Source organism: Acinetobacter boissieri (assembly GCF_900096955.1).
In the GTDB taxonomy this organism is placed as follows: Bacteria; Pseudomonadota; Gammaproteobacteria; order Pseudomonadales; family Moraxellaceae; genus Acinetobacter; species Acinetobacter boissieri.
The window spans coordinates 116,641-143,006 of the sequence record NZ_FMYL01000003.1 but is presented as its reverse complement, the minus strand read 5'-3'; the positions used below and the strand labels follow the sequence as shown (position 1 = coordinate 143,006).

The window sequence follows — 26,366 nt, the reverse complement described above, 5'->3', positions numbered from 1 at the left end:
GTGAAGGCGAAATCGGTATTTTTTGTGTTTCTTAGTTGCTTCTTGCTACTCCAAAGTGTTTGGAATGTGGCTGCAGCTCTGTGCTTACATGAAAATAAAAATACTATCGCTGTAGTAGAGCGTCCACATTTTGGGCACCATGTAGTGACTGAGCGTCATAGTACATTGCATATACAGCTCGATGCATTAACAACCTCAGAACAACATGACCACAGTGACCATTTACCCTCGCTGAACCCCATTATGTTGTCACAACTAGACCAAGAGTTACAGCCAATCGCCCATAACTATATTTCTGTTATGCAAAAAACAGATTGGAATAACTTATACCAGTCACCAGATTTAGCGTTTAATTCACCCCCTCCGATACTTGCCCCGCTATAAGGTGGGGTAGCCAAAAAATTGCCCACCGTCATAAATCTTATTTTATACGGGGCATTTCATGTTCAATTTTATATTCAAACATCGTCGCCAAATGACGCCTGCTGTTTTGTCACAGTGCATACGGGTCAGTACAGGCTGTGCTTTACTTTCGATTGCAATATCATCACAAGCGAATTTAAGTTTAAATGAACTCAATGAGAAAGTGACCGCTTATCAGCAAACACAAAAGGTTTGGCAACAGCAAAAAGAGATATTGCAGTTAGAGCGTAAGCACCAATTGAGTTGGCAGAATCCAATATTAACTGTGCAACAAACAGGATTGAAAAATACACAAGAGCAAGAGTTAGAAGTCTCGATTTCACAACCCATAGATGTATTTTCAGTACGCCGTAAAGCTGCTGATGTAGTGATGCTACAGGCTGAACAATTGGTATTGTTAGAAAAAAGCACGCAGCAACAACAAGCATTGGCTTTAGAGTATTTTTGGGTGCAATTACATTTATTGAGCCAAGAAGTTGCATTGTTGAAACAACAGTTACAGATGAGTCAAGATAATTTAGATGCAACTAAACAACGTTTTAAAGCAGGCTCAATTGCTCAATTAGATGTAGAGCGGGTAAATGTACAGCATTTAGATTTACAAGCAACTTACGCACAGCAAGCCCAAGCATTGCAAGTAATGAAACGTCAACTCTCTCATCTGTGGGGTGAAAATACGACAGATTATGAATTGTCTAACTTAGCGCATTTAACTCAAAATTCATTACTTGAACAACAGAGTATGAATTCTAAAAGTAATGTGAATGTCAGTCTAATGCAATTACAAAATCGTCAATCTGAGGCACAACTTGCTTATTTAAAAGCACAGGCAAAACCGATGCCAACAGTCAGTTTGGGTATGGTGTCTAGCCAAGATGCTGAATCTAAAGTCAAAGATCAACAAGTTCGAGTTGGTTTGGAAATTCCCTTGGCTATTTTTCAACGTCAGCAATATCGCCAACAGATTGAAAAGATAAAAATGCAAGGTGTTGTTGAAGCGCAATCACGCTATCAACATCGTACTGCCTTAAGCAGTAGTACGATTGAAGCTGAATATGACATGTTATATGTGCAGTATCAGCAGATTATGCAACAACAAATCCCCCTAGTGAGCTCAATTAAAGAAAAAACATCACTGGGTTTCATGGCAGGTAAATATACCGTGACCGATGTACAACTGGCGACTACAGCGTTAAAGCAATATCAGTTACATGCATTGCAAATGAAAAAGCAGTTATGGAGCAAGTACTTACAACAAAAAGCAGTATTGTTGGGTATTTCTTTTGAGCAAATTTCTAATACAAATGCAGTAAGTGATTTAAATCAAACAGTTTGGCGTAACAGCACTAATTTACCTGTAGTTGGTGGAGAGTAAGACAATGAATATACAAAAAAAACGTAAAGAGTGGCTATGGGTTTTGGTTGTTGTGATTGTGACTGCATGTATTGCACTGGGTTTATTTTTTAAGTCAGATACACATGCACAAGACGAAGAAAAAGGCCACGAACATGCTGAAAAAGAAGCTAAAACAGCGGGTGAGGAGGAGCATGCACATACAGAGGAAGAAGGTGAGCATGAGGAAGCAAAAGAAAAAATTCATCTGACCTCTGCCCAAGCAACAGCACAAGGTATTCAATTCGCTGAAGTTGAACAGGGCAATGTGAGTGCTACACAGCGTTATCCTGCGAAAATTATGAGTAATCTTGACCAACAGGCGCATATTTCATCGGGTTATGCAGGACGTGTTGAACAGGTTAATGTGGTATTAGGTCAGAATGTTAAAAAAGGTCAAATTTTAGCGACAATTTATGCGCCAGATTTGATAGAACAACAGGCAAATTTAGATATTGCAGTGCAAAACCTTGCTTTGGCAAAACAAGATTATTTACGTGAAAAGACGTTATTTGATCAAGGAATTTCTGCCAAACAAGATTATTTGCGTGCACAAAATGCATTTAGACGTGCTGAAATTGAAGTGCAAGCATTACAAAGTAAGTTTAAAGCACTTGGCCTACGTGCACATGCGCAAGGACGTTACGCCATTGCATCACCTATAGATGGTGTGGTGTCCAAAAAAGATTTGGTGGTGGGTGAGTATGTACAAATGTCAGATCAGCTCGTCACCATTGATCAAACAGGGCGTTTATGGCTTGAGTTTATTTTGCCAAATCAAGTGGTTGTTCAAGCACAGCAAAAAATCAATGTTCAGTTATTACAATCAGATCAAGTTGCTCAAGCTGTGGTTAAGCGTATATTGCCTGAGGCAGATACCACAACAGGGCAATTGAAGATTCAAGCAGAAATTGTAGATCAGTCTAGCTTGTTAAAACCAAATGTGATGGTCAATGTATGGTTGGCAAGTAATGATGACAATGTTGTGGTTCCTCGTATTGCTAAATCTGCCTTACAACAGGTCGATGGTCAAATGGTTGTTTTTGTCGTGAAAGAACAACAAGGACAACTACAATTTACACCACAACCTGTGACTGTTGGTGCAACATCAAGTGATGAAAAGTGGGTCGAAGTGAAATCTGGTTTAACGCAAAAACAGCGTTATGTGACCCAAGGTAGCTTTGTACTGAAGTCTGAATTAGAAAAATCAGAGGCTGGCCATGCACACTAAACAAGATCAAGGCTTACCTCAGCCACAAGGGCTATTTGACCGAATTATACAAGCTTCGATTAAACATGCTCTATGGGTGGTGCTGTTTACTTTTCTTTGGATTGCAGTTGGAATTTTTAGTTACCAAAAACTATCGATAGATGCTGTACCTGATATCACCAACGTGCAGGTGCAAATTAATAGTTCAGCCAAAGGGTTTACAGCACTAGAAACAGAACAAAGAATTACTTATCCAATTGAAACAGCCATGTCTGGTTTACCTAACTTACAGCAGACACGCTCAGTCTCACGTTATGGTTTATCACAAGTGACTGTTGTATTTAAAGATGGCACAGACATTTATTGGGCAAGACAACTGATTAACGAGCGTTTACAGCAAGTCCGTGCAGAAATGCCTAAGTCTGTTGAACCTGAAATGTCACCTATTTCTACAGGATTAGGCGAGATTTATCAGTGGGTGGTTCGTGCTGAACCTAATGCTAAAAAAGCAGATGGGCAAGCCTACACTCCACTAGATCTTAGAGAAATTCAAGACTGGATTGTACGTCCACAATTACAACGTGTTGCAGGCGTTGCTGAAATTAATAGTATTGGTGGTTATAACAAAACATATATTGTTTCACCAAACTTACAGCGGTTACAGCAACTCAATATTTCTTTAGATACGTTATTGCAAGCACTTGAAGTGAGCAATGAAAACCGTGGTGCAGGATTTATTGAGCAAAATGGTCAACAGTTAACGGTACGTGTCCCTAATACCATCAATCGTCTTAATGATATTGAAAATATTATGGTTGAGCAAAAGCAAGGTATTGCTGTACGTGTTGCAGATGTGGCATCTGTTGCTATAGGGCATGATTTACGCACGGGTGGTGCAACCTATAACGGGCAAGAAACTGTCCTAGGCATTGCCATGATGATGATGGGAGAAAATAGCCGTAGCGTTGCTCAAAAGATACATCAAAAAGTACAGGAAATTCAGGGAACTTTACCTGAGGGTGTCGTGATTGATACCGTATATGACCGAACCAGTTTAGTGGACAAAGCCATTAAAACAGTGGCTAAAAACTTAATTGAAGGTGCAATTTTAGTAATTGCCATTTTATTTATTTTTTTAGGCAATTTACGTGCAGCTTTAATTACTGCCTGTGTGATTCCACTGTCGATGCTATTTACTTTAACGGGTATGGCAGAGCAAAAAATTAGTGCCAACTTAATGAGTTTAGGTGCACTCGATTTTGGCATTATTGTTGATGGTGCCGTGGTAATTGTAGAAAACTGTATACGGCGTTTGGCCACAGCACAGCATCAAAAAGGTCGATTGCTCACTCAGTCAGAGCGTTTTACCGAAGTCTTTTTAGCTGCTCAGCAAGCACGTAGACCATTGATTTTTGGTCAGCTCATTATTATGGTGGTCTATATTCCAATTTTTGCTTTGACTGGTGTAGAGGCAAAGTTATTTCACCCAATGGCAATGACAGTTGTGCTTGCATTAATCGGAGCGATTATTTTATCGGTGACTTTTGTACCTGCTATGGTGGCGTTATGCGTGACGGGCAAAGTGCAAGAAAAAGAAAGTCGTTGGATGCAATTTATCAAAACCAAATATGCGCGTAGTTTAGACCTTTGCTATGCGTATAAGCGTGTTTTATTGGTGGGTGTGATTTCAATATTGTGTATTACAGGCATGCTCTTTGTAAAAATGGGTAGTGAGTTTACCCCAAAACTTGGAGAAGGTGACTTTGCAATCCAATTTATGCGTGCACCGAGTACGGGGATTGAACAATCTCTACTGATGCAAGAAAAAGTAGAGCAGCACTTATTGAAAAAATTCCCTGAGATTAAAGCTGTTTTTGCAAGAACAGGTACAGCTGAAGTTGCAACAGATGTGATGCCACCCAATATCTCAGACAGTATTGTATTGTTAAAACCAAGTAAAGAATGGCCAAATCCCAAAGAGAGTATTGCTGAATTACGTGAGCGTATGATGGCAGATGTTAATCAAATTGCAGGGAATGCCAATGAGTTTTCACAACCAATTGAACTACGTTTTAACGAACTGATTTCAGGCATACGTAGCGATATAGGGGTGAAAATTTTTGGTGATGACTTAGATGTTTTGGTACAAGAAGCACAAAAAATTGAAAAACAGCTCAAAAGTATTTCAGGTGCCAGTGAAGTTAAAGTAGAGCAGACACAAGGTTTACCAATGCTGAATGTAGAGGTGAATCACCAACAAGCTGCTCAATATGGTTTGTCTGTGAAGCATATACAAGATTTAGTGGCTTTAAGTGTAGGTGGCCAGTCTGTAGGACAAATTTTACAAGGTGACCGCCGTTTTGATTTTGTTGTACGTTTAAATCCGAGTATGCAAAGCCCAGAGCAATTAAAAAATCTGCCTATACAGTTACCAAATGGTGGTTTGGTTGCCCTAAAAGATGTTGCAATAGTGAATGAAGTATTGGCCGCAAGCCAAATTAGCCGTGAAGATGGTAAACGCCGTATTGTTGTTTCAGCAAATGTGCGTGACCGTGATTTGGGCTCATTTGTTGAAGAAGTACAAAGCCGTTTATCTACAACTAAACTCCCTACAGGGTATTGGATGAGTTACGGTGGTCAATTTGAAAACTTACAATCTGCCACACAGCGTATGCAAATTGTCGTACCTATTGCTTTAATTCTTATATTTGCACTGTTAATGGCAGTCTTTGGCCGAATACAAGAAAGCTTACTTGTGTTTATGGGCGTACCTTTTGCATTGTCAGGTGGTGTGATTGCTTTATGGCTTCGTGATATTCCACTGTCTATGTCTGCAGGTGTTGGTTTCATTGCGTTATCGGGTGTTGCTGTGCTCAATGGTTTGGTAATGCTTAGTTTCATTAAAGAGCTACGTCAAACACATGATATTGTTTATGCCACATGGCAAGGGGCTATTTTACGCTTACGTCCTGTACTCATGACTGCATGTGTAGCGTCTTTTGGTTTTATTCCAATGGCCATTGCAACGGGTACAGGTGCCGAAGTACAGCAACCTTTAGCCACTGTTGTGATTGGGGGGATTGTGTCCTCTACATTACTCACGCTAATTGTGTTGCCTGTAGTTTACCGTTGGCTTAATCAATTAAAGAATTAACCTAAGCTGAAAACTAAGATTTTGTCGGTATTTAGACAATTTATTGATGTTAAAAGTGGTCTTTACGATATAAAAGTTGTAAAGGCCATTTTTTTAAAATTGTGCCTTATGTTAGAATTGCGCGTCTTTTGATATGGCATACGTCCAATCTTTTAGGAGCATTTTGCATGGCAGGTCATTCTAAGTGGGCCAATATTAAGCATCGTAAAGCAAAACAAGATGCAAGTCGTGGTAAAGTTTTTACCAAATATATTCGTGAGTTAGTTACAGCTGCAAAGCTTGGTGGACCAGAGCCACAAGCGAATCCACGTTTACGTGCTGTGGTTGAAAAAGCGTTGTCTGTAAATATGACACGTGACACCATTAACCGTGCTATTGCTCGTGGTGCAGGCGGTGAAGACAATGATGATTTAAAAGAAGTGACTTACGAAGGTTATGGCGTAGGTGGTGTAGCAGTCTTGGTTGAAACCATGACGGATAACTTAAACCGTACTGTACCTGATGTACGTCATTGCTTTAGTAAGACCAACGGTAACTTGGGCACATCGGGTTCAGTTGCGTATTTATTTACCAAACGTGGTGAAATTTCTTTTGAAGATGTCTCTTTAGAAGATCAAATTATGGAAGCAGCGCTAGAAGCAGGTGCTGAAGATATTGAAGTCGCAGAAGATGGTATTTTAGTGATTACAACACCAGAAAGTTTTGGTGATGTGCAAGATGCGCTAAGTGCTGCGGGTTTAAAATCTGACAATGCTGAAGTGGTAATGAGTCCATCAACGAAAGCTGAAATTACGGATATTGATCAAGCAAAAATGATTTTAAAAATGATTGATATGTTTGATGACTTGGACGATGTACAAAACGTTTATACGAATGTAGATATTCCAGATCATATTTTAGAACAGCTTGATGCTTAAACGTAATTTTTCTGATTAAAAAAGGTGGGCTAGCCCACCTTTTTTATATTTTTCAAATGCCTTTAGGAATGGCACTGAGTAATTTTTTAGTATATTCGTGTTTAGGGTGATGGTATAGATCATCTGAATTGGCAATTTCAACAATATCGCCGTGGTTCATGACCATGACTTGATCTGAGATATATTTTACAACAGCCAAGTCGTGCGAAATAAAGATATAACTGAGCTGAAACTCATCTTGCAGCTCTTGTAATAAATTCAGCACTTGTGCTTGTACAGATACATCTAACGCAGAAACAGATTCATCACAAATGATAATTTCAGGTTTTAGTGTTAAGCAACGTGCGATGGCAATACGTTGGCGTTGCCCACCAGAAAATTCATGTGGGTAGCGATTGTATGCACTTTCAGGTAGGCTGACTCGCTTAAGTAACTCAAGTGCAACTTGTTTCCGTTCAGCATCATCTTTGCCAATGCCATGTACTTGCATTGGTTCAATTAAGATTTGCCCAATGGTAAAACGAGGGTTAAGCGATGCATACGGGTTTTGAAAGATAATCTGTATTTTTCGTTGGTATGCTTCAAACTCTCGCTCAGACATGGCTAAAATGTCTTTACCATCAATTAAAACTTTACCACCACTAGCTTCATGCAAACGCATGAGCAATAAACCAATGGTTGTTTTACCAGAGCCTGATTCACCTACTAAACCTAAGGTTTTACCTTTAGCCAGTTTAAAAGAGGCATCTTTAACAGCAACGAACTCTTCTTTTTTAAAAAGTCCTTTACGTGAAGTAAAGACTTTTCTTAAAGATTTTGCTTCAAGTATAATTTCTTCATTACCTTGAATACCACGTTGTCTTTGTTTGACTGTTTGATATAAATGCTCAGGAGTAGATGCAATTTTTTCACCATCTTGAGTCATATAATCAGAAGTGACTGGCAAAAAGTAAGGGCGAGTATCTAGTTGTGGGCGACATTTAAGTAATGCTTGAGTATAAATATCTTTAGGGTGTTCTAAAACTTGTTGAGCATCGCCTTGTTCTCTAATCACACCATAACGCATGACCACTACTTTATCTGCAATTTCACCGACAAGTGATAGATCATGGGTGATAAAGAGCATAGACATTTGTCTACGCTGACGAATACTTTCGAGTAAGTCTATAATTTGCTTTTGTATGGTTACGTCTAACGCTGTAGTTGGCTCATCTGCAATAAGTAATTTTGGCTCGCAAGCGATTGCCATAGCAATCATGACACGTTGCTGTTGACCACCAGACAATTCACTAGGGTAAGCATTGTATTTACTTTCAGGTGCGGGTAAGCCTACTTCAGTAAATAAATCAATCACTTTATTTTTGATTTCACTTTTTGAAAGTGTCGTATGTATTTTTAATATTTCAGCAACCTGTGAGCCTACACTAAATACAGGGTTTAGAGATGACATAGGCTCTTGGAAAATCATCGCAATGTCTTTACCGCATAATTTTCTGAGAGATTTAGTTGAATATTCTAAAAGATTTTTACCTTCAAAAATAATTTTACTGTGTGAATCAATTTTACTTTGCTGTGGGGGCAGAAGTCCCATTGTTGCCAAAGAAGTTACAGATTTACCACTTCCAGATTCACCGACCAACGCAACAGTTTGATTGGGCTCAATCTCAAAAGAAATGCCTTTAATGGCTTCGGTATAACCGTTATCAGATTTAAAATAAACATGTAGGTTTTCAATCGATAGCAATGGTCTAGTCATTTTCGAAACGCCCTTATTTTAACTTTGGATCTAATGCATCACGAAGTGCATCGGTAAAGAGTGAAAATGCAGTGACTAAAATGGCCATTGCTGTTGTAGCAGCAACCAATTGCCACCATTTGCCAAGTAAAAACTCACTTTGTGCTTCACTCAGCATACTGCCCCAAGAGGCTGTTCCTACAGGGACACCAAAACCTAAAAAGCTTAAAATAACTTCAGCTTTAATGAATCCCACTACTAAAATAGACATTTGAACCAATGCAATATGACTTACGTTCGGAAAAATGTGTACAAACATACGGCGAAAATGGCTTACACCAATGGCTTTTGCAGCCAAAACGTATTCACGATGCGTATGTTTCATGTATTCAGCACGAATGAGGCGATAAGTACCTGTCCAACCTGTAAGTGCTAAAATAATGATAATTGACATTAAACCTTGCTTTTGTAAAACAGCTGCAATCGCTAAAATGAGAAGCATATATGGAATAGAGGTAAATACGTTGTAAAACCAGTTAATCACATCATCAATCCAGCCACCGAAATAGCCGGATACTGCACCTAGCGCTGTACCCAAGATGACAGAAAATACTGCAGCAATAATACCGACTAAAATTGAAGTTTCTGACCCTTTAATCGTTTTACTAATAATATCGACACCCCAACGGTCTGCACCAAAAGTGAGCGTAGAGGCAAGCTGCGCTTTATCATCAATAGGGTGTTGCTGAACAGTTTGACGAATGTCTTGCATATCTTTTGCTAAAGGGTCTTCTATACCATAGCTTGGTAAATTGGCTTTACTGAGGAGTGTATCTTGAACAGTGAGCGCATTACTTGTTTCTGCTGTTTTACCAAAGTAGCTCATAAGTGTTGGTGGTGCATAGCTTACAGCCACTTCTTTGTCCCAGTTTTTAGCAATAAGACCTGTCATAGACAAAATGAGCATAACTAAGTAAGCCAATACAATAGCAAAAGAAATCATTGCTGCTTTATCTTTTCTAAGCCGTTTCCAAGCCAGCGCCCATAAGCTATTCGATGGTGAAGATGCTTGAGCCATGCTTGTATCTTTTAGTGAAGGATTTGATGTAGACATAATTAATTCACCGACCTATTTTAGTTTCAAGCGAGGATCAATGGCTTTGTAAATAACATCTGCCAATAGGTTAAAAAGCATGGTAAGTGCGGCCACGTAAATAGTAATGGCTTTAATCACAGGGAAGTCACTGCGTTCAACCGCTAAAATGACTTCACGCCCAATACCCGGAATACCAAAGAAGCGTTCGATTAAAAATGCGCCAATGAGCAAAGCAGGTAGGCCAGCCATAACATCTGTTACAATAGGAATAGATGCATTACGCAATACATGTACAAATAAAATTCTAGGCTCACTCACGCCTTTTGCACGTGCTGTACGAATGTAGTCTTGTCCAACTTCATCAAGTATAAAACTACGGTATAACCTGAGCGTTGGTGCAATACTGACGGCGAGCATAATTAAAATAGGTAGTGGCGAGTAATGAAATAAATTACTCCAAAAATTATTGCCCCAACCTTGTACTGGAAATAGGTTAAGTTTATAGGCTAAGAAGTATTGAAATAAAATAATATAAACTAAAATACTCACAGACATGGCAACGGTACATGCAGCCATAAATGAACGGTCAATCCATGTACCACGTACCAAAGAAATGGCCAGTGCTAAAATGATAGATATAACTGTTTGAAAAATGAGTAACGGAACGAGCAGTGTTAAACTCGGCCCTATACGAGATGTGATCACTTGGCTTACAGTTTCGCCAGTACTCCAGCTCAGGCCATAATCAAAAGTGATGACTTGTTTGATAAATATCCATAATTGCACATAATAAGGCTGATTTACGCCCAGTTGTGTTCGAATATTTTCAATTTGTTCGGCATTGGCCATTTTACCTGCAAGAATATATGCAGGATCACCGCCGACCCAACTAAATAAGAAAAAAACAAGTACGATCACGCCTAACATGGTCGGAACCATTTGCCAAAGCCGTCGAATAATGTACGCCAACATATTTCAATCTCCTGTGTAGTACATAAGTTACTTTAAGCGTTGTCCGCCAATTTCTTGATAAAAAGCAGTGTTGTTGGTTGGGCGTTTTAAAAAGTCTTTAATCAATTCAGTAGCAGGTTTTTGACTGCCTTGAGAAAGGATCGTTTGGCGGTAGCGTTGCCCAACTTGGCTATCCATTAAATTACCTTTGTAAGCAGACAGCATGTCTAAAGCAATCACTTGTGACCACATATAGCCATAATATCCCGCACCATAACCGCTGACTAAATGCCCAAATTGTCCTGGGAACTCTGTACCATCCATATAACCCAATGATGTTTGCGTTTCCATGTTTTTCCATACGGTCATTGGGTCTTTTTGTAGAGCATCTGCTGCATGGATACTCATGTCATACTGCGCATATAGGGTTTGACGAGCATATTGTATGCTTGCGCCATAGTTTTTAGCGGCATTTAAACGAGTGACTAATGCTTGGTCTACAGTTGGGCAAGCTGGTGAACAGTAATGAGAGAGCTGGCTGAGTGGTTGTAAGTTTTTAGCCCATTCCTCATACATTTGTGATGGCGCTTCAACAAAGTCACGTTCAACACTGGTTCCTGCTTGGCCAACATAACGGGTTTTAGACAAGATGTTGTGCATCGCATGCCCAAACTCGTGTACAAAGGTTTCAAGCTCATCCGCATTGAGCCCTTTACGGTTAAAGTTGGTGACGAGTACCGCAATAGGCGTGCGCTTAGTGAGCGTACTTGAACCATAAATTGGCCATACAGCTGCGTGGCCATACTTTCCTTCACGTGGGAACGGGTCGATATACAGTCCGCCTAAAAACTGGTTGGTTTTTGCATCAAATACGTTAAAGTAACGCACTTCTTTTTGCCATACGGGTACTTGGGCTTGTTCGAAGCGCATACCATATAAGTGTGAAGTGATGGCCAGTAGCCAAGCCTGAGATGCTTCAGTTGGGAAATATTGGCGAAGTTGTTCTTGGTCTACTTGATAATTGGCTTTGCGGTATTTTTCACCCCAATAACTGGTACTCCACGGTTGAATTTTTGCATCACTCAGTGGAATGTTAAGCGTTTTTGCTTTAAATGCTTGGAGTTGATCAAGCGTTTGTTGTTGAAGTGGTGTGACAAAGTTTTTAACATTAGCTAAAAATTGATTAACTGTTTTTGAGTCTTTGGCCATACGATTTTTAGTTGCCCAATCTGCATAACTTGGATAACCAAAAATTTGCGCCATTTGGTAGCGTAAATCCATTATATTTTTTAATATGGCTAGATTTTTTTCTGTACCACGGCGGGTAAACTCATAATAGTATTTTTGTCTTGCTTGGTCATCATCTGCCAATTGCATAAACGGATTGTATTCAGGGTATTCAAAACCGAGTAGGTAGTGCCCCGCAGCATTTTTCTTTAAATTAGTAATATAGCTTTCAGGTAATCCCTTGAGTTGATCTGCGGTAAATTCGAGTTTAGTTTTATTTTCTCTGACATTACGATCATATTCTTGGCTCAGTTGAGTGAGTTGTTCGAGTATGTTTTTAAGTTGTACTTTTTTCTCTGTGCTTAAACCTACGCCAGTATCTTCAAAGCTTTCTAAATTGTCTTGTTTAAATTTGGTATCGATGGCATCACGTGGAGCACTCTGTTTAAACTTTTGATAAATGATTTCATTTTGATAAAGATCAGTTGTAAATTTTGTATATTCGACAATACAGTCTTCCGCATGTTGACGTAGCGTTGCATCTGGCGACACTTGACTCAGTATTTCAACAGGACCCATAAAGTCTTGTTGTTTAGCATTAAATTTGTCCCACATGGCAAACCATGATGTATTGTTTTTAGTTTGTTCAAGTTGCTTCACATCATTGTGATAATTTTGAATGTGTTGTTTACAGCCTACTGTTACATCTTGCACACCCAATAATGGAATGGTTGGATAGGTTGCATCAGTTTGTGCATATATGCCAGTTGCAGTGAAGGCCATACTCACTGCAAGTGCTAAGCGTTGTGGTAGACATTGCGTTTTTTTCATGTGTCATTACTCGATTATTTGTTTGTTGTTTTTGTAGTATCTATATATATCCAAGGGATAACACTTGACATAGGGTGGCTTTTGTAGCCTTGAATATAGGGTTGAATTACCGTATTTTCGTATGGCGTACTAATTGGCATAATCGCAGCATATACATCAAGTATGCGCATCATTTTTAAATACAGTGCTTGACGCTCTGGCCCTGCGGGCATGGCTTTAGACTGTGCATAGAGTTTGTCAAACTCTGGAATAGCAGTACAGCCAAAGTTAGATGCATAAGTATTTGGCCCATAAAATAATTGCAAGAAGTTGTCACCATCTGGATAATCTGCAACCCAACCTTGTATCCCCATTTGTAAAGTACACTGTTTTTGTGCTTTTAAGTAATCTGGGAATTGCATGGTTTTATTCACAAATTTTATATGAATGGCTTTTAAGCTACGTTGCCAAAAGTCACTGACTGCTGAGTTACCACTTGTAGCGGTGGTATACGTGATTGTGAGTGGTTTTCCATTCGGAAGTGTTCGATAGCCATCTGCGCCGACTTTATAGTTATATTTGTCGAGTAATAAGTTGGCACCTCGCACTGAATACGGTGTGGTAGATTGATAGTTCGGATCATAACCGACAATATTAGGTGGAATTGCCGAGTTTAAGGGAATACCTACACCGTTACTTAGTACATTAAGGTACTTTTCTTTGGAAAATGACATCATAATGGCTTTTCGTAAAGCAATTTTATCTTTAGTGAGTCCACCCACAACAGGGTCTTTCATATTCCAAAATGCATAAGCTGCGATGAGGTCTGTAATACTTGAGAGAGTCATGCCTGCTTGTTTATATTCAGGTTTGAGCTCACCATGTTCAATTACATCTCCAACCATATTGGCGGGTAAGCTAATCCAGTCGAGTTGTTTTTGTTTAAATGCAAGCCATTGCGACTGAGCTTCTCCAATAATTTGTATATCTACCACACCGATTTGCGGCATTTTTTTGCCAGTCATTTCAGCAATGATTTTTCGGTCATTAAAGTCTTTTGATTTAAAGTTCCAAGTATAGCCTCGGTAGTCTGGGTTGGCTGTTAACACAATACGTGATGCACGTACCCATTTACTGAGTAGGTAAGGGCCCGTACCTACAGGGTTAGCCATTGCATATCCCACACTATTTTTATATTTTTCAATCGCTTCTTTGGCTACAGCAGCAGTTGGTCCATGTGCAAGTATCATTGCTAAGTTATAGTCTTTTTCATTTAAACGTAAAATGAGTGTATAGCGATCTGGTGTTTCAATACCGGGGAATTTGGTATTGTAATCAAAAGTGCCAGTTTTTTTCGATTTATCTACAAACTCTTGGCTACCTACAAGCTTTCCTTCAATCAGCCAGCTGTTCGGTGAGTGTAATTGAGGGTCTAGTAAACGTTTTAAACTATAGGCATAATCGTATGAGGTGAGTTCCCGTTTTTTGCCTTTAAAGACAGGGTCGTTACTAAAGTAGATGCCCGGTTTTATTTTAATAGTATATGTTAGGCCATCTGCACTAATTTGAGGTAAATCTACAGCAGTAAGTGGAATCAGTTTAAGCGGTCTTGCTAAATAGTCATAAGCATAGAGTGTTTCAAAAATAGAATCATTAATTTGGCTAGAAGGTATATCATTTGTAGCCACAGGGTCAAAACCAGTTTCAGCACCTGAAAAGTAAGTGTGAATGACTTTATTGGGGTCTGCTGCATAGCTGTGTAATGGTATTGTATTTAGGCATGCAAAAAGTATACAAGCGAGGCCCTGTTTTTTTATACGAGTGAATGCTTTTTGCTTCTGCTGTTTTGGTTTTAGCCAGTTGAGAGTTAAATTCAATTCAGTTTTCATTAGAAGACGCTCGTAAAGTAAGGGTTTTGCCATTTTTTGTTGCTTTTAGCATGTTAGTTTAAATTAGTGCAATTTTTTATATTTGCACCAAAAAAAAACATACTTGAAAGTATACAAAATGTGGTTTAAATCTCAAAATATGCATTAAATGCGAATATAATGTGTAGATAATGTGAATTTGATTACAAAGTAATCTGAACACGAATAGACATTTATTCTGTTAAGTACACTATAAACCATCTAACAATAGTTGTATGCGAACATTGTGCCAAATTTTCATTAAAATGAAATATAATTAATTTTTATAAGTTTATTAATGGTTTAAGTTTGTTTTTTAGTTGGTATTAGGTTTTTGTATTAAATAATAAAAAAATATAATTTTATTAAATCAAAATATTTTTATTTTTTTAAAAGAAGTGGCATGCTCATTGCAGTTATATTACAAAGTATCGAAATTGTTAACGAATACTCCATATTTTATACCCAATTAAAAGAGGGCGACCATGAAACAGAATCGACTTACCCGTTCTATTCGAGCAGTTTTAACCGGCACGGTTGGAATTGGTTTTACGTTAACAAGTGTAATCAGTAATGCGGCTGATACACCAGCAACTGCTAAAGTTGAAAAAATTACCGTGACTGGGTCGTCCATTAAAGGTGTGGCTTCACAAAGTTCATCACCTATTTCTATTGTCAGAACAGAAGATTTAGCGAAACAAGGGGTAACTACAGCAGAAGAGGCTTTATCTACTGTATCAGCTAACCAATCATCTTTTGTTGCTGCAAGCAATGTAGGGCGTAGTGGTACAGCAGGCTCTGTGGCTGATTTACGTGGTTTAGGTCCAAATAAAACATTGGTATTGCTCAATGGTCGCCGTTTAGCCAATACACCATTCGATACATCTACAGTGGATTTAAGTACAATACCATTGGCACTGATTGACCGTATTGAAGTGCTTAAAGATGGTGCATCAGCAATTTACGGTACAGATGCAATTGGTGGGGTAATTAACTTTATTACGAAAAAACAATACCAAGGCGCAGGAGTAACTGTTGAAGGCGCAGCCCCACAAAAAAGTGGTGGCGATAAACAGAACTACAGTTTATTTGGTGGTTATGGTTCTTTAGAAGACCAAGGTTTTAACGTATACGGTGCAGCGACTTACGGCAAACAAGACAGCGTAATGGCGAATCAACGTGAAGCATCACGCCGTGGCGGTATTTTACCAGAGCTCGGTGTGAACCGTACCAGTGGTAGCTCTTTCCCTGCCAACATTCCAGGCATTGGTAACCCATACGCAAGTACTGGTTGTGGCGATACTACTAAGAACACAGTATCTGGAAAAAATTGTCGTTATAATAGTCAAGCAGACATAGGTATTATTCCTGAAGAAGAGACTTTCTCTGTTTTGGGTAAAGGTACGTTGAAGCTAACAGATAACTTAAATGCGATTGCTGAATATGTGCATTCTGAAAATAGAATGACTACCACTGTTGCACCAGATGTTTTAGCGGGTGGTGGTAGTGATTACTATATACCAAGTACAAGCTCGTACTACCCAGGTAAAGGCATTACTCCTGCAATTTCGGGTGCAAATGGCCAAGACTTGTCACTTAATATTCGTTCTCAAGCTGGAAACCGTATAAGTGAGACTACACAAAAAGCAGACCGTGTTTTATTAGGTCTAGATGGTAGTGTTGCAGATTGGGATATTAATACCGGTATTAGTTACGCAAAAAGTCAAGGCGAAGATTCACTATATAGTGGTTATATAGACAACCAAAAAGTACGCGATAACTTGGCGAATGGCACATTAAACCCATTTGGTGCGAGTGCAAATGCGAATATTTGGAACAGCATGAGCATTAGTGGTTTGTCACAAAGTGCGCAACTTGAAAGTACGAATTTTGACTTTACTGCAAGCCGTGCTATTTTTACTTTACCTGCAGGTGATGTTGGCTTTGCGGTTGGTGGTGGTTTACGCCGTGATGAATGGTCACAAACCCAAAATGCAGCAGTTAATAGCTTGGTTGCAAGTACAGGGGTTGACTCAACTAAGGGTGCTAGTACAGGTACACGTAACTTAAAAGCAGTATTTACTGAACTTCAAGTGCCTATTTTTAAAAGTCTAAGTGCGCAGCTTGCTGCACGTTATGATGATTACAGTGACTTTGGTGGTACATTTAACCCAAAAGTTGCTTTACGTTGGGAACCGGTAAAACAGTTTATGATGCGTGGTAGCTTCTCTACAGGCTTCCGTGCACCAAGTTTGTATGAAATGCATAGTGCCAACTATAAAACCTATACTGCGGCGAGCTGGAATGACCCTGTGCTGTGTAAAGGTGGTACACCTACTGCTGGTGGTAATGCAGTACGCGACTGTAATACACAGTTCTATGCCAAAACTGGTGGTAATTCAAGCCTAGAGGCAGAAAAATCAAAAACATTTACGGTTGGTTTTGTGTATGAGCCAATTAAAAATGTCGTATTATCTGTAGACTACTTTAATATTGAAGTCAAAAATCAGGTAAGTGCTCCTACAGAAAGCGCAATTTTCTCAGATCCTGTAAAATATGCGGCAAACTATGTACGTAAATCAGATGGTTCTTTAGATTATGTGAATGAAAGTCTACAGAATATGGGCGGCACGAAAACATCTGGTATAGATTTAGGTATTCAATGGCGTAGCCCAATGTCTCAGTATGGTCGTTTAACACTAGGCATTGATGGTACTTATGTAGATAGATATAAATTCCAAACTGAAAAAGGTGGTCAGTGGTATAGTGCTGTTGGTCAATATAATTCAAACTTTGGATCTGTCATTACTCGTTGGAAACATAATGCAAATGTAAACTGGAGCTACGACACATGGAGCCTAAATTTACAACAAACTTTCTTTAAAGGGTATGTAGATCAAAACGTAAGTGATCAAAACCACAAAGTATCAAATTATACACTGTATAATCTTTCAGGTTCGTATACTGGCTTTAAGAATACCAGTATTACTCTAGGTATTAAAAATGTGTTAAATGCACAGCCACCGAAGTCAAATGTTGTAGATAATTTCCAAATGGGCTATGACGCACGTTATAGTGATGCGATGGGACGTACCTACTTTGGTCGTGTAACATATAAATTTTAATTGGTAAAACTTTCAAGTTTATCCAACGATTAATTGTGAACTTGGCAGCCAATATATTTTATATTTGGCTGCTTGCAATATAGGTGCAACTATTATGAATTTTTCACAGGACGGCAAAGAACGTTCTACAAAGCGATTCATAGGAATAGGAATAGTTGTTTTACTTCACGGCTTGTTAATTTATGCCTTAGTAACAGGTCTTGATAAACCAATTATTAAACCAGTCGAGCCGCCGGTTGAAATGCAAATTATTCAACCTGTAAAGCCACCACCACCGCCTAAACCGATTATACAGCCGAAAGAAACACCGAAACCTGTTAAGGAAAAAGTTGTTCCAAAACCTGATCCGAAACCAACGCCTAAACCAGTAAAACCAGCACCATTTGTGCCAAAACCACAAATTGCACCGCCAGTACAGGCAGATGCACCGAAGGTGACGACACAAAGTGAAGTAAAAGCACCACCGAGTCCACCTGCAAAAGAGGTGACTGCAACACCTGCGCCACCAGCACCTGAAAAGCCAAAAGGTGAAACAAAAGGTGTATCAGGAAGTGCTTCGGCAAGCTGTCCAACACCGCAGTACCCTCAAGAAGCGCTTGCAAATGAAGAGCAAGGTACTGTGAAATTAGAGCTTGATGTTGGCGCTGATGGTCATGTTGCGAATGCAAAAGTTGCAAAATCATCTGGGTCTAGAAACTTAGATAAAGCAACTGTAAATGCATATAAAAAATGCGTATTTGCACCTGCAATGAAAGATGGTTCTGCTGTAGCTGGATCAATTAGTTTGGAATATACCTTTAAACTTGATTAAGTTTATACATTTAAATAGATTTGGAAGACGAACATGGAAAAAGCATCTTTATTGAAAAAAGTCGCAAAAGCCTCTGCAATGGTTGCACTATGTAGTGCAAGTTTTGTATCTACTTACAGCATGGCAGAAGAAAAACCTGCTGCATCACAAGTAGTAACAGAGCAAAAAGCACCTGCTATGGTATCTTCTTCAGTTCAACCTACACCGCCAGCTGCTGCAGCTACTTCAGAGAAAGTGGAAAATCCGTATGGTTTAGGTGCAGTATGGCGTGAAGGTGACTTCGTTGCTCGTGGTACTTTAATTATTATGTTACTGATGTCTGCAGGTACATGGTATATCATTGTGACCAAGTTCCTTGAACAACAACAAGTGAAAAAGCAAGGTCAGTTGGCACGCCAAAAGTTTTGGAGTGCAAGTACAATAGAGCAAGGTGCAAAAACACTAGATCAAAAAAGTGCGTATCGTTTCATTGCTGAAAAAGCACATTCATCTACACAAAACCACGGCAGTCACATGTTAGACAAGATTGATTTCAATACTTGGGTAACGATGACTATCCAACGTGCTGTAGAGAAAGTACAAAGTCGTTTAGCCGGTGGCCTTGCATTTTTAGCAACAGTGGGCTCAACATCTCCATTTATTGGTTTATTTGGTACAGTATGGGGTATTTACCATGCACTAACAGCGATTGGCGTATCTGGTCAAGCGTCTATTGATAAAGTTGCTGGCCCTGTAGGTGAAGCATTGATTATGACAGCAATTGGTCTTGCAGTTGCGGTACCTGCGGTACTGGGTTATAACTGGTTAATTCGTCGTAATAAAGCAATTTTAGAAGAAGTTCGTTCATTTGGTGCAGACGTGCATGCCGTTGCTCTCAGTGGAAACATGGTTTCTGGTGAAGCACCTGCTCAACCAAAATCAAAAACTGTGGAGTAAAACTATGGGAATGAACGTTGGTTCTGAGGGTGATGATGATGACGTAATTGGCGTCATTAACACCACACCATTGGTCGACGTCATGCTAGTACTGCTCATTATTTTCTTAATCACAGTACCAGTAGTGACGCATACAATTCCTGTGAAATTACCAGAAGAAGTTGACCAAAAGTATGCAGCAAAAGCGGATAATATTACGCTTGCGGTAAATAAAGATGGTCAAGTCTTTTGGAATGAACAGTACATACCAAATCAAGATACATTGTTGAGCAAACTGAAAGAAAATTCAGTGAAGCGACCACAACCAGAAGTACATATTCGTGGTGATCAACAGACACACTTTGAGTCAATTGGCAAAGTTATTGAAACTGTGCAACAAGCTGGCATCATAAAAATATCATTTGTTACTCAACCGCCTGCACGTGGTTAGGGTGAATTGAAAGGAGAATGTTATGGGAATGACGCCGAGCCCAAGTAGCTCAGATGATGATGGTGATGTAATGTTAGAAGTCAACATGACACCATTAATTGATGTCATGTTGGTTTTGATCATTATGTTCATTATCACAATTCCAATTCCAAATAATGCAATTAATATTAATATGCCTGCGCCATCACCACCAACGAATGAAAAACCACCAGAGGTCGTTACCATTAACATTAAACCAAACGGTGATATTTTGTGGAATGGTGAACGTGTTGCAGACAAAACAATATTAGAAGCAAGATTGACAGCTGTTTCTAAACAAGCTGAACAAGATCAAGTGCACATTAAACCAGAAGCGCAAGCTTCTTATAAAGATGTTGCATTGGTTATGGCAGCTGCACAGCGATTGGGTGTAAAAAATATGGGCATTATGAATGGTGAGTAAACCATGAAGTAAAATCTATATTTTAAAGCCCCTAGCATAGGGGCTTTTTTCATTATAATGACAATAATACTCAATTTGTGTGGTGCTTTTATAATATAAAATATTGATAATACTGGGAAAAATAATGAAAAGTAAGTTGCTGGATTGGTTGGAGCAAAGGGTAAATCCATACCCCGACCAATATAAGAACACGCCATTGCCTGACAAGTTTTTTGCTTTTTTATGGGAATGTACCGATGGTGTAAGAAAATATTTACTGATTGCTGTGGTATTAACAGCAATCACTTCTGCTTTAGAAGCCTATTTATTTAGTGCTATGGGCGATATTATTAACTGGATTAATGCAAGTACACCAACACATTTTTTGCAAGACTATAAAGTACAATTGATTCAATTGGTCATGTTACTGTTATTGAATGTAGTCGTGGTATCTGTGCTGTCTATGGTAAAGCATCAAATTTTAGTGCCACTGTTTCCAATGCGATTACGCTGGCGTTTTCACAATATTTTTTTACAACAGAGTTTAGATTTTTTTAGTAGTGAGTTTTCAGGGAAATTGACTGCAAAGGTATTGCAGACCGCATGGGCAGTCAGAGATTTCTTTCTCATTATTACTGAAGTAATCATTCATATTTTAGTGTATTTCTTGTCGATTAGCATTTTGCTAGGAGCAACATCGCCTCAACTACTAGTGCCGTTATTTATTTGGTTTGTTATTTTTATTATTGCTATTTTTTACTTTGTACCTAAGCTTGGAAAAGCTGCACAGGATACGGCAAATACACGTTCAATCATTACAGGTCACATTACAGACACTTATACCAATATTCAAACAGTAAAACTCTTTGCACATACACAGCAAGAGCTAGATTACAGTAAATCATCTATGAATGGTTTTCTAACTGCACTGCTGAAAATGTTTCGACTCACTACAGGGTTTGAAATATGTTTGAAATTCATGAGTGCAGTGCTTTTTATTGGTGTGCTTGGTACAGCCATTTATTTATGGCAACACGGTCAAATTGGTGTGGGGGTGATTGCAGCCGCAACAGCCATGATTTTAAAACTCAGTAGTTTGAGTGAGTTTATTATGTGGCAATTGGCAGGATTGTTTGAAAATGTAGGAACCATTCAAGATGGTAAAAAAACTTTAAGTAAGCCAGTACTGATTACAGATGTTGAAGATGCAAAACCACTTGATTTAAAACGAGGTGAGATTAAGTTTGATGATGTGGCATTTTCATACCATAAAAAACATGTTTTTAATGGCTTGAGTTTTACCATAAAAGCAGGTGAGAAAATTGGTGTGGTCGGTCGCTCAGGTGCAGGTAAATCTACACTTATTCAGCTACTATTACGCTTTTATGATGTAAAAAGTGGTGCGATTAAAATAGATGGTCAAGACATTTCTAAAGTTCAACAAGAAAGTTTAAGACATTGTATTGCGCTAGTTACCCAAGATACTTCACTGTTGCACCGTTCTATTCAAGAAAATATTAAATATGGTAAGTTAGATGCTTCAGATCAAGATGTTCAAAAGGTACTCAAACAGGCGCATATTGAAGATTTCTTACCATTTTTAATTGATAGTAAAGGCCGAGTTGGTTTAGAGGCTGAAGTAGGTGAGCGAGGTGTAAAATTATCTGGCGGTCAACGCCAACGTATTGCCATTGCAAGAGTTTTACTGAAAAATGCACCGATTCTTATTTTAGATGAGGCAACCAGTGCTTTAGACTCAGATGCTGAAAGCATTATTCAACAGAACTTAACTGAGCTTATGCAAGACAAAACGGTCATTGCTATAGCACACAGACTCTCTACCATTGCACAAATGGATCGGATTATTGTGTTAGACCAAGGCGATATTATTGAGCAAGGCTCGCATGCGGAACTCCTTGAACATAACGGCGTATATGCCAACTTGTGGAAAAAACAAACAGGTGGCTTCTTGGTCGAGTAATATTTTGGAGTGTTGTTAAAACCAATAAAACCCTACACATTTTGAAATGGTAGGGTTTTTTATCTCAGCCATCAAATACCTATAGATTCAAGTGTGATTACTTTTCTTCTCTTGTCATAATGACATAGGCATTTTATGCTTGATTCCTAAACATATACACCCAATATCAATAAACAACGGCGTGTACTATAACTTGAGAGAATATTTTGAGCGAACAGCCTTTTGATCTAGTCACAGACTATCAACCTGCAGGTGACCAACCAGAAGCGATTAAAAAAATTGTGTCTGGTATTGAGCGTGGTTTAAAAAATCAGTTGTTACTTGGCGTAACAGGCTCAGGTAAAACATATACTATGGCGAATGTAATTGCTCAAACGCAACGCCCAACCATTATTATGGCACACAATAAAACCCTTGCTGCACAACTATATGGCGAGTTTAAATCATTTTTTCCTTATAATGCGGTAGAATATTTTGTTAGTTACTATGACTACTATCAGCCAGAAGCATATGTACCATCATCAGATACATTTATTGAAAAAGACTCGGCCATTAACGACCATATTGACCAAATGCGTCTGTCTGCAACACGCTCACTATTAGAGCGAAAAGATGCCATTATTGTGGCTTCTGTATCTGCAATTTATGGTTTGGGTGACCCACAAGCGTATATGCAAATGCTATTGCATGTGGTGGAAGGCGACCGAGTAAACCGAGATGAGATTATTCGCCGTTTGGTTGAAATGCAATATATGCGTAACGAGCTTGAATTTTTACGAGGGACTTATCGTATACGAGGTGAAATTATTGATATTTTTCCTGCGGAATCTGACCAATATGCGGTACGTATAGAATTATTTGATGATGAAGTTGACTCAATACGCTGGTTTGACCCGATTAACGGTAAACTTGTGCGTAAAGTGTCACGTATTACCATTTACCCTAAAAGCCATTACGTTACCCCGAAAGACAATTTACACCGTGCGATTGACACTATAAAAGAAGAACTTCGAGGTCAGATCGCTCATTTTACTGCAGAAAATAAACTGCTTGAAGCACAGCGTATTGAACAGCGCACGCGCTATGATTTAGAAATGCTTCAGCAACTGGGTTATTCCAACGGGATTGAAAACTACTCTAGGCATTTGTCTGGCCGTCAAGCAGGAGAGGCACCACCCACACTATTTGACTATATTCCTGAAGATGCATTGCTAATTATTGATGAATCACACGTGAGTGTGCCACAGATTGGTGCAATGTATAAAGGTGACCGCTCGCGTAAAGAAAACTTAGTCAACTATGGTTTTCGTTTACCGAGCGCCTTAGATAACCGTCCCATGAAATTTGAGGAGTGGGAAAGAATTGTTCCTACAACTTTATTTGTGAGTGCAACACCTGCCAAATACGAGCTTGAAAAGGCAGAACAAATTGCCGAACAGGTCGTTCGTCCAACAGGTTTGATTGACCCTGAAATTGAAATTAGACCTGTACTCACCCAAGTCGACGATGTTCTATCTGAAATTAATATACGCAGTGCAAATGACGAGCGAGTACTGATTACGACGTTAACCAAACGTATGGCTGAAGACTTAACTTCTTATTTAAAAGAATACTCGGTAAAAGTGGCATATTTGCATTCAGACATAGATACAGTCGAACGAGTAAAAATTATTCATGATTTACGCAGTGGTATTTATGATGTTCTGATTGGTATTAACTTGTTGCGAGAAGGTTTAGATATGCCGGAAGTCTCGCTGGTTGCGATACTTGATGCAGATAAAGAGGGCTTTTTACGCTCTGAACGTTCACTCATACAAACCATTGGTCGTGCTGCTCGAAATGTAAAAGGTAAGGCTATTTTATATGCAGACCGTATTACAGACTCAATGCAAAAAGCGATTGATGAAACTGACCGCCGTAGACAAAAACAAATTGCATTTAACCTTGAACATGGAATCACACCACGAAGCACCATTAGAAAAGTGGTTAAAGAGCTTGATGCCGGTGAAGATATCACAGATGATGAGGGTGCAGTTGTTGTCGCGGCAACAGATACTTTGAGCGCAGATGAGCAGTATATACTTGCAAACCCTAAAGTATTTGCTAAACATTTAGCTAAACTTGAAAAAGACATGCTTAAAGCATCTAAAGAATTACAGTTTGAAGATGCAGCACGGTTACGAGATGAAATTTCACGCTTAAAATCTTATGCATTACAGTAAGCTGAATGAGACTTTATTCAATAAGAGCATCCAATATGAAAATAAAGCATATCTTTTTTGCAATTTTTTTGTCATTACAATGTCATGCCGTAATGGCAGATAATAGTGCGATAGCGCCTATACGAGCTGTCGATTCGGTCAATGTTAATCAATACTTGGGTACATGGTATGAAATTGCCCGCAAACCGATGTTTTTTCAGCGCAGTTGTGTTCAAGATGTACAAGCCCGTTATGCACTTACAGCACAAGGTACACTAAGTGTAGAAAATAGTTGTATTAAGGAAGACAAACAAAAAAGCGTTGCGAATGGCGAGGCATTTATTTTAAATGCACCTCACAATAGCCAGTTAGAAGTGAGCTTTTTGCCTAAAGCCATTCGTGGGTTACCTATAGGCCGTGGTGATTATTGGATTTTAAAACGAGATGACCAGTACCAAACGGCATTGGTTGGAGACCCAGCACGTAAATATTTATGGCTATTGGCGAGAACGCCACATATTTCCAATAGTGTATGGCAAAGTTATTTAGAATATGCCAAACAAATTGGGTATGATGTTTCAGATTTTAAAGCGACCTTACAGATAGAACATTAATTTAGGTCACTTAAAAGCAATAAAAATTCTTTCAATGTAAATAAACGTCTTATTTGAGTAATGAGGTAAAGTGTGGTTCAAGGGATTATTTTTTCTGTGCTTGCCTCAAGTATGTTTGGTGTATTGTACTTTTACAGTCAATTATTGCACGTGTTTGATGGTTCCCAAGCCTTTGGCTGGCGCATGATTTCTTTATTGCCATTTTTGACTGTGTTCATGTGTTTTACCAAAGATATACAGCGTATTACAGAGATTTTTCAGCGTATATGCCGTGATCCTAAGCTTATATTGGGTATGATTGCAACAGCAATTTTAGGTGGTTTGCAACTATGGCTATTTTTATGGGCACCGATGCATGGGCGTGGTATGCAAGTATCATTGGGTTACTTTTTACTGCCTTTAGTATTGGTTCTGGTAGGTTCAGTCGTTTATAAAGAAAAAGTATCAAGACTCCAAAAAACCGCAGTACTGTTTGCACTGGTTGGTGTTGTTATTCAAATTTGGCAAGTGGGTAGTATTGCATGGGAAACGATATTGGTTGCTGTGGGTTATTCTGCCTATTTCTTTTTAAGAAAAGCGATACAGACTGACCATTTAGGCGGTTTTTGGTTTGATAACGTACTCATGTTGCCTGTGGCTTTTTACTTTGTGTCTACATGGGCACAACCTTGGCATACTTTTATAGATCAACCTCAACTTATTGTGGTGATTGCAGGTTTAGGCATATTCAGTGCACTTGGCTTGGGCTCTTATATTTTGGCTAGCCGTTATTTGCCTATGGTGTTATTTGGGTTACTGAGTTACCTGGAGCCTGTATTACTTGCACTTGCTTCATTGGCCATTGGTGAACGACTGACTACAACTCAAATTTGGGGGTATGCACCCATTTGGTTTGCTGTTGTGATTTTAATTATCGAAGGTACGCTACATTTATATAAAAAGCGCCAGCATCGTCAATTATGGCTGACTAAAATTGCAAAATCAGCTGAAAAAAATAGTAAATCTTCTTAAAAAACATAGATTC

The 26,366-nt window shown here is 38.9% G+C and carries 19 protein-coding genes; 14 read left to right on the top strand and 5 right to left on the bottom strand.

The features are described 5' to 3' along the window. The first annotated feature begins 66 nt into the window (after nt 1-66). The 5 genes from BLS38_RS04240 to BLS38_RS04220 all read left to right on the top strand — a co-directional run bounded on the left by BLS38_RS04240 (nt 67) and on the right by BLS38_RS04220 (nt 7,097). Complete coding sequence (locus BLS38_RS04240) at nt 67-384, top strand: hypothetical protein (protein ID WP_143230104.1); 318 nt, start codon at nt 67-69, stop codon at nt 382-384. Nucleotides 385-442: 58 nt separating this feature from the next. Beyond that, nucleotides 443-1,798 carry a TolC family protein gene (locus tag BLS38_RS04235; RefSeq protein WP_092747094.1) on the top strand — a complete coding sequence of 452 codons (1,356 nt, stop codon included), beginning with the start codon at nt 443-445 and terminating at the stop codon, nt 1,796-1,798. A 4-nt stretch (nt 1,799-1,802) separates the two neighbouring features. Beyond that, nucleotides 1,803-3,047 (top strand): efflux RND transporter periplasmic adaptor subunit, encoded by a 1,245-nt coding sequence (locus BLS38_RS04230; RefSeq protein ID WP_092747093.1) that lies wholly within the window; start codon nt 1,803-1,805, stop codon nt 3,045-3,047. Next, on the top strand, nt 3,037-6,180 hold the full coding sequence (locus tag BLS38_RS04225; RefSeq protein ID WP_092747092.1) for an efflux RND transporter permease subunit: 3,144 nt from the start codon (nt 3,037-3,039) through the stop codon (nt 6,178-6,180). Before BLS38_RS04230 ends, BLS38_RS04225 begins: the two co-directional genes overlap by 11 nt. A 167-nt stretch (nt 6,181-6,347) precedes the next feature. Then, entirely contained in the window at nt 6,348-7,097 is a 750-nt protein-coding gene (locus BLS38_RS04220; RefSeq protein ID WP_092747091.1) for a YebC/PmpR family DNA-binding transcriptional regulator, read from the top strand. Nucleotides 7,098-7,149: 52 nt separating this feature from the next. Here the strand turns inward: BLS38_RS04220 and BLS38_RS04215 are convergent, their stop codons facing one another. The 5 genes from BLS38_RS04215 to BLS38_RS04195 all read right to left on the bottom strand — a co-directional run bounded on the left by BLS38_RS04215 (nt 7,150) and on the right by BLS38_RS04195 (nt 14,805). After that, on the bottom strand, nt 7,150-8,853 hold the full coding sequence (locus BLS38_RS04215) for an ABC transporter ATP-binding protein (RefSeq protein ID WP_092747090.1): 1,704 nt from the start codon (nt 8,851-8,853) through the stop codon (nt 7,150-7,152). Between the two features lie 13 nt (nt 8,854-8,866). Continuing rightward, nucleotides 8,867-9,910, bottom strand: coding sequence for an ABC transporter permease (locus tag BLS38_RS04210; RefSeq protein ID WP_092747246.1), 1,044 nt, complete (start codon nt 9,908-9,910; stop codon nt 8,867-8,869). Nucleotides 9,911-9,961: 51 nt separating this feature from the next. Further along, nucleotides 9,962-10,900 carry an ABC transporter permease gene (locus tag BLS38_RS04205; RefSeq protein ID WP_092747089.1) on the bottom strand — a complete coding sequence of 313 codons (939 nt, stop codon included), beginning with the start codon at nt 10,898-10,900 and terminating at the stop codon, nt 9,962-9,964. A 27-nt stretch (nt 10,901-10,927) separates the two neighbouring features. Next, on the bottom strand, nt 10,928-12,889 hold the full coding sequence (locus tag BLS38_RS04200) for a M3 family metallopeptidase (protein WP_244518182.1): 1,962 nt from the start codon (nt 12,887-12,889) through the stop codon (nt 10,928-10,930). Nucleotides 12,890-12,951: 62 nt separating this feature from the next. Continuing rightward, nucleotides 12,952-14,805, bottom strand: coding sequence for an ABC transporter substrate-binding protein (locus tag BLS38_RS04195; protein WP_092747244.1), 1,854 nt, complete (start codon nt 14,803-14,805; stop codon nt 12,952-12,954). A gap of 503 nt (nt 14,806-15,308) precedes the next feature. Here BLS38_RS04195 and BLS38_RS04190 point away from each other — a divergent pair. The 9 genes from BLS38_RS04190 to rarD all read left to right on the top strand — a co-directional run bounded on the left by BLS38_RS04190 (nt 15,309) and on the right by rarD (nt 26,353). Continuing rightward, nucleotides 15,309-17,948, top strand: coding sequence for a TonB-dependent receptor (locus BLS38_RS04190; protein ID WP_092747087.1), 2,640 nt, complete (start codon nt 15,309-15,311; stop codon nt 17,946-17,948). A 94-nt stretch (nt 17,949-18,042) separates the two neighbouring features. Further along, on the top strand, nt 18,043-18,759 hold the full coding sequence (locus BLS38_RS04185; RefSeq protein WP_092747086.1) for an energy transducer TonB: 717 nt from the start codon (nt 18,043-18,045) through the stop codon (nt 18,757-18,759). Nucleotides 18,760-18,792: 33 nt separating this feature from the next. Beyond that, nucleotides 18,793-19,695, top strand: a complete 903-nt coding sequence (locus BLS38_RS04180) for a MotA/TolQ/ExbB proton channel family protein (protein ID WP_092747085.1) — start codon at nt 18,793-18,795, stop codon at nt 19,693-19,695. A gap of 4 nt (nt 19,696-19,699) precedes the next feature. Continuing rightward, a complete protein-coding gene (locus BLS38_RS04175) occupies nt 19,700-20,125 on the top strand; it encodes an ExbD/TolR family protein (RefSeq protein WP_092747084.1) in 426 nt (141 codons plus the stop codon). Nucleotides 20,126-20,147: 22 nt separating this feature from the next. Continuing rightward, nucleotides 20,148-20,567 carry an ExbD/TolR family protein gene (locus BLS38_RS04170; protein WP_092747083.1) on the top strand — a complete coding sequence of 140 codons (420 nt, stop codon included), beginning with the start codon at nt 20,148-20,150 and terminating at the stop codon, nt 20,565-20,567. A 136-nt stretch (nt 20,568-20,703) separates the two neighbouring features. Continuing rightward, entirely contained in the window at nt 20,704-22,527 is a 1,824-nt protein-coding gene (locus BLS38_RS04165) for an ABC transporter ATP-binding protein (protein ID WP_092747242.1), read from the top strand. Between the two features lie 203 nt (nt 22,528-22,730). After that, entirely contained in the window at nt 22,731-24,749 is a 2,019-nt protein-coding gene (gene uvrB, locus BLS38_RS04160; protein WP_092747082.1) for an excinuclease ABC subunit UvrB, read from the top strand. Nucleotides 24,750-24,784: 35 nt separating this feature from the next. Then, nucleotides 24,785-25,342, top strand: coding sequence for a lipocalin family protein (locus BLS38_RS04155; RefSeq protein WP_171258532.1), 558 nt, complete (start codon nt 24,785-24,787; stop codon nt 25,340-25,342). A gap of 72 nt (nt 25,343-25,414) precedes the next feature. Then, nucleotides 25,415-26,353 carry an EamA family transporter RarD gene (gene rarD / locus BLS38_RS04150; RefSeq protein ID WP_092747080.1) on the top strand — a complete coding sequence of 313 codons (939 nt, stop codon included), beginning with the start codon at nt 25,415-25,417 and terminating at the stop codon, nt 26,351-26,353. Nucleotides 26,354-26,366: the final 13 nt, after the last annotated feature.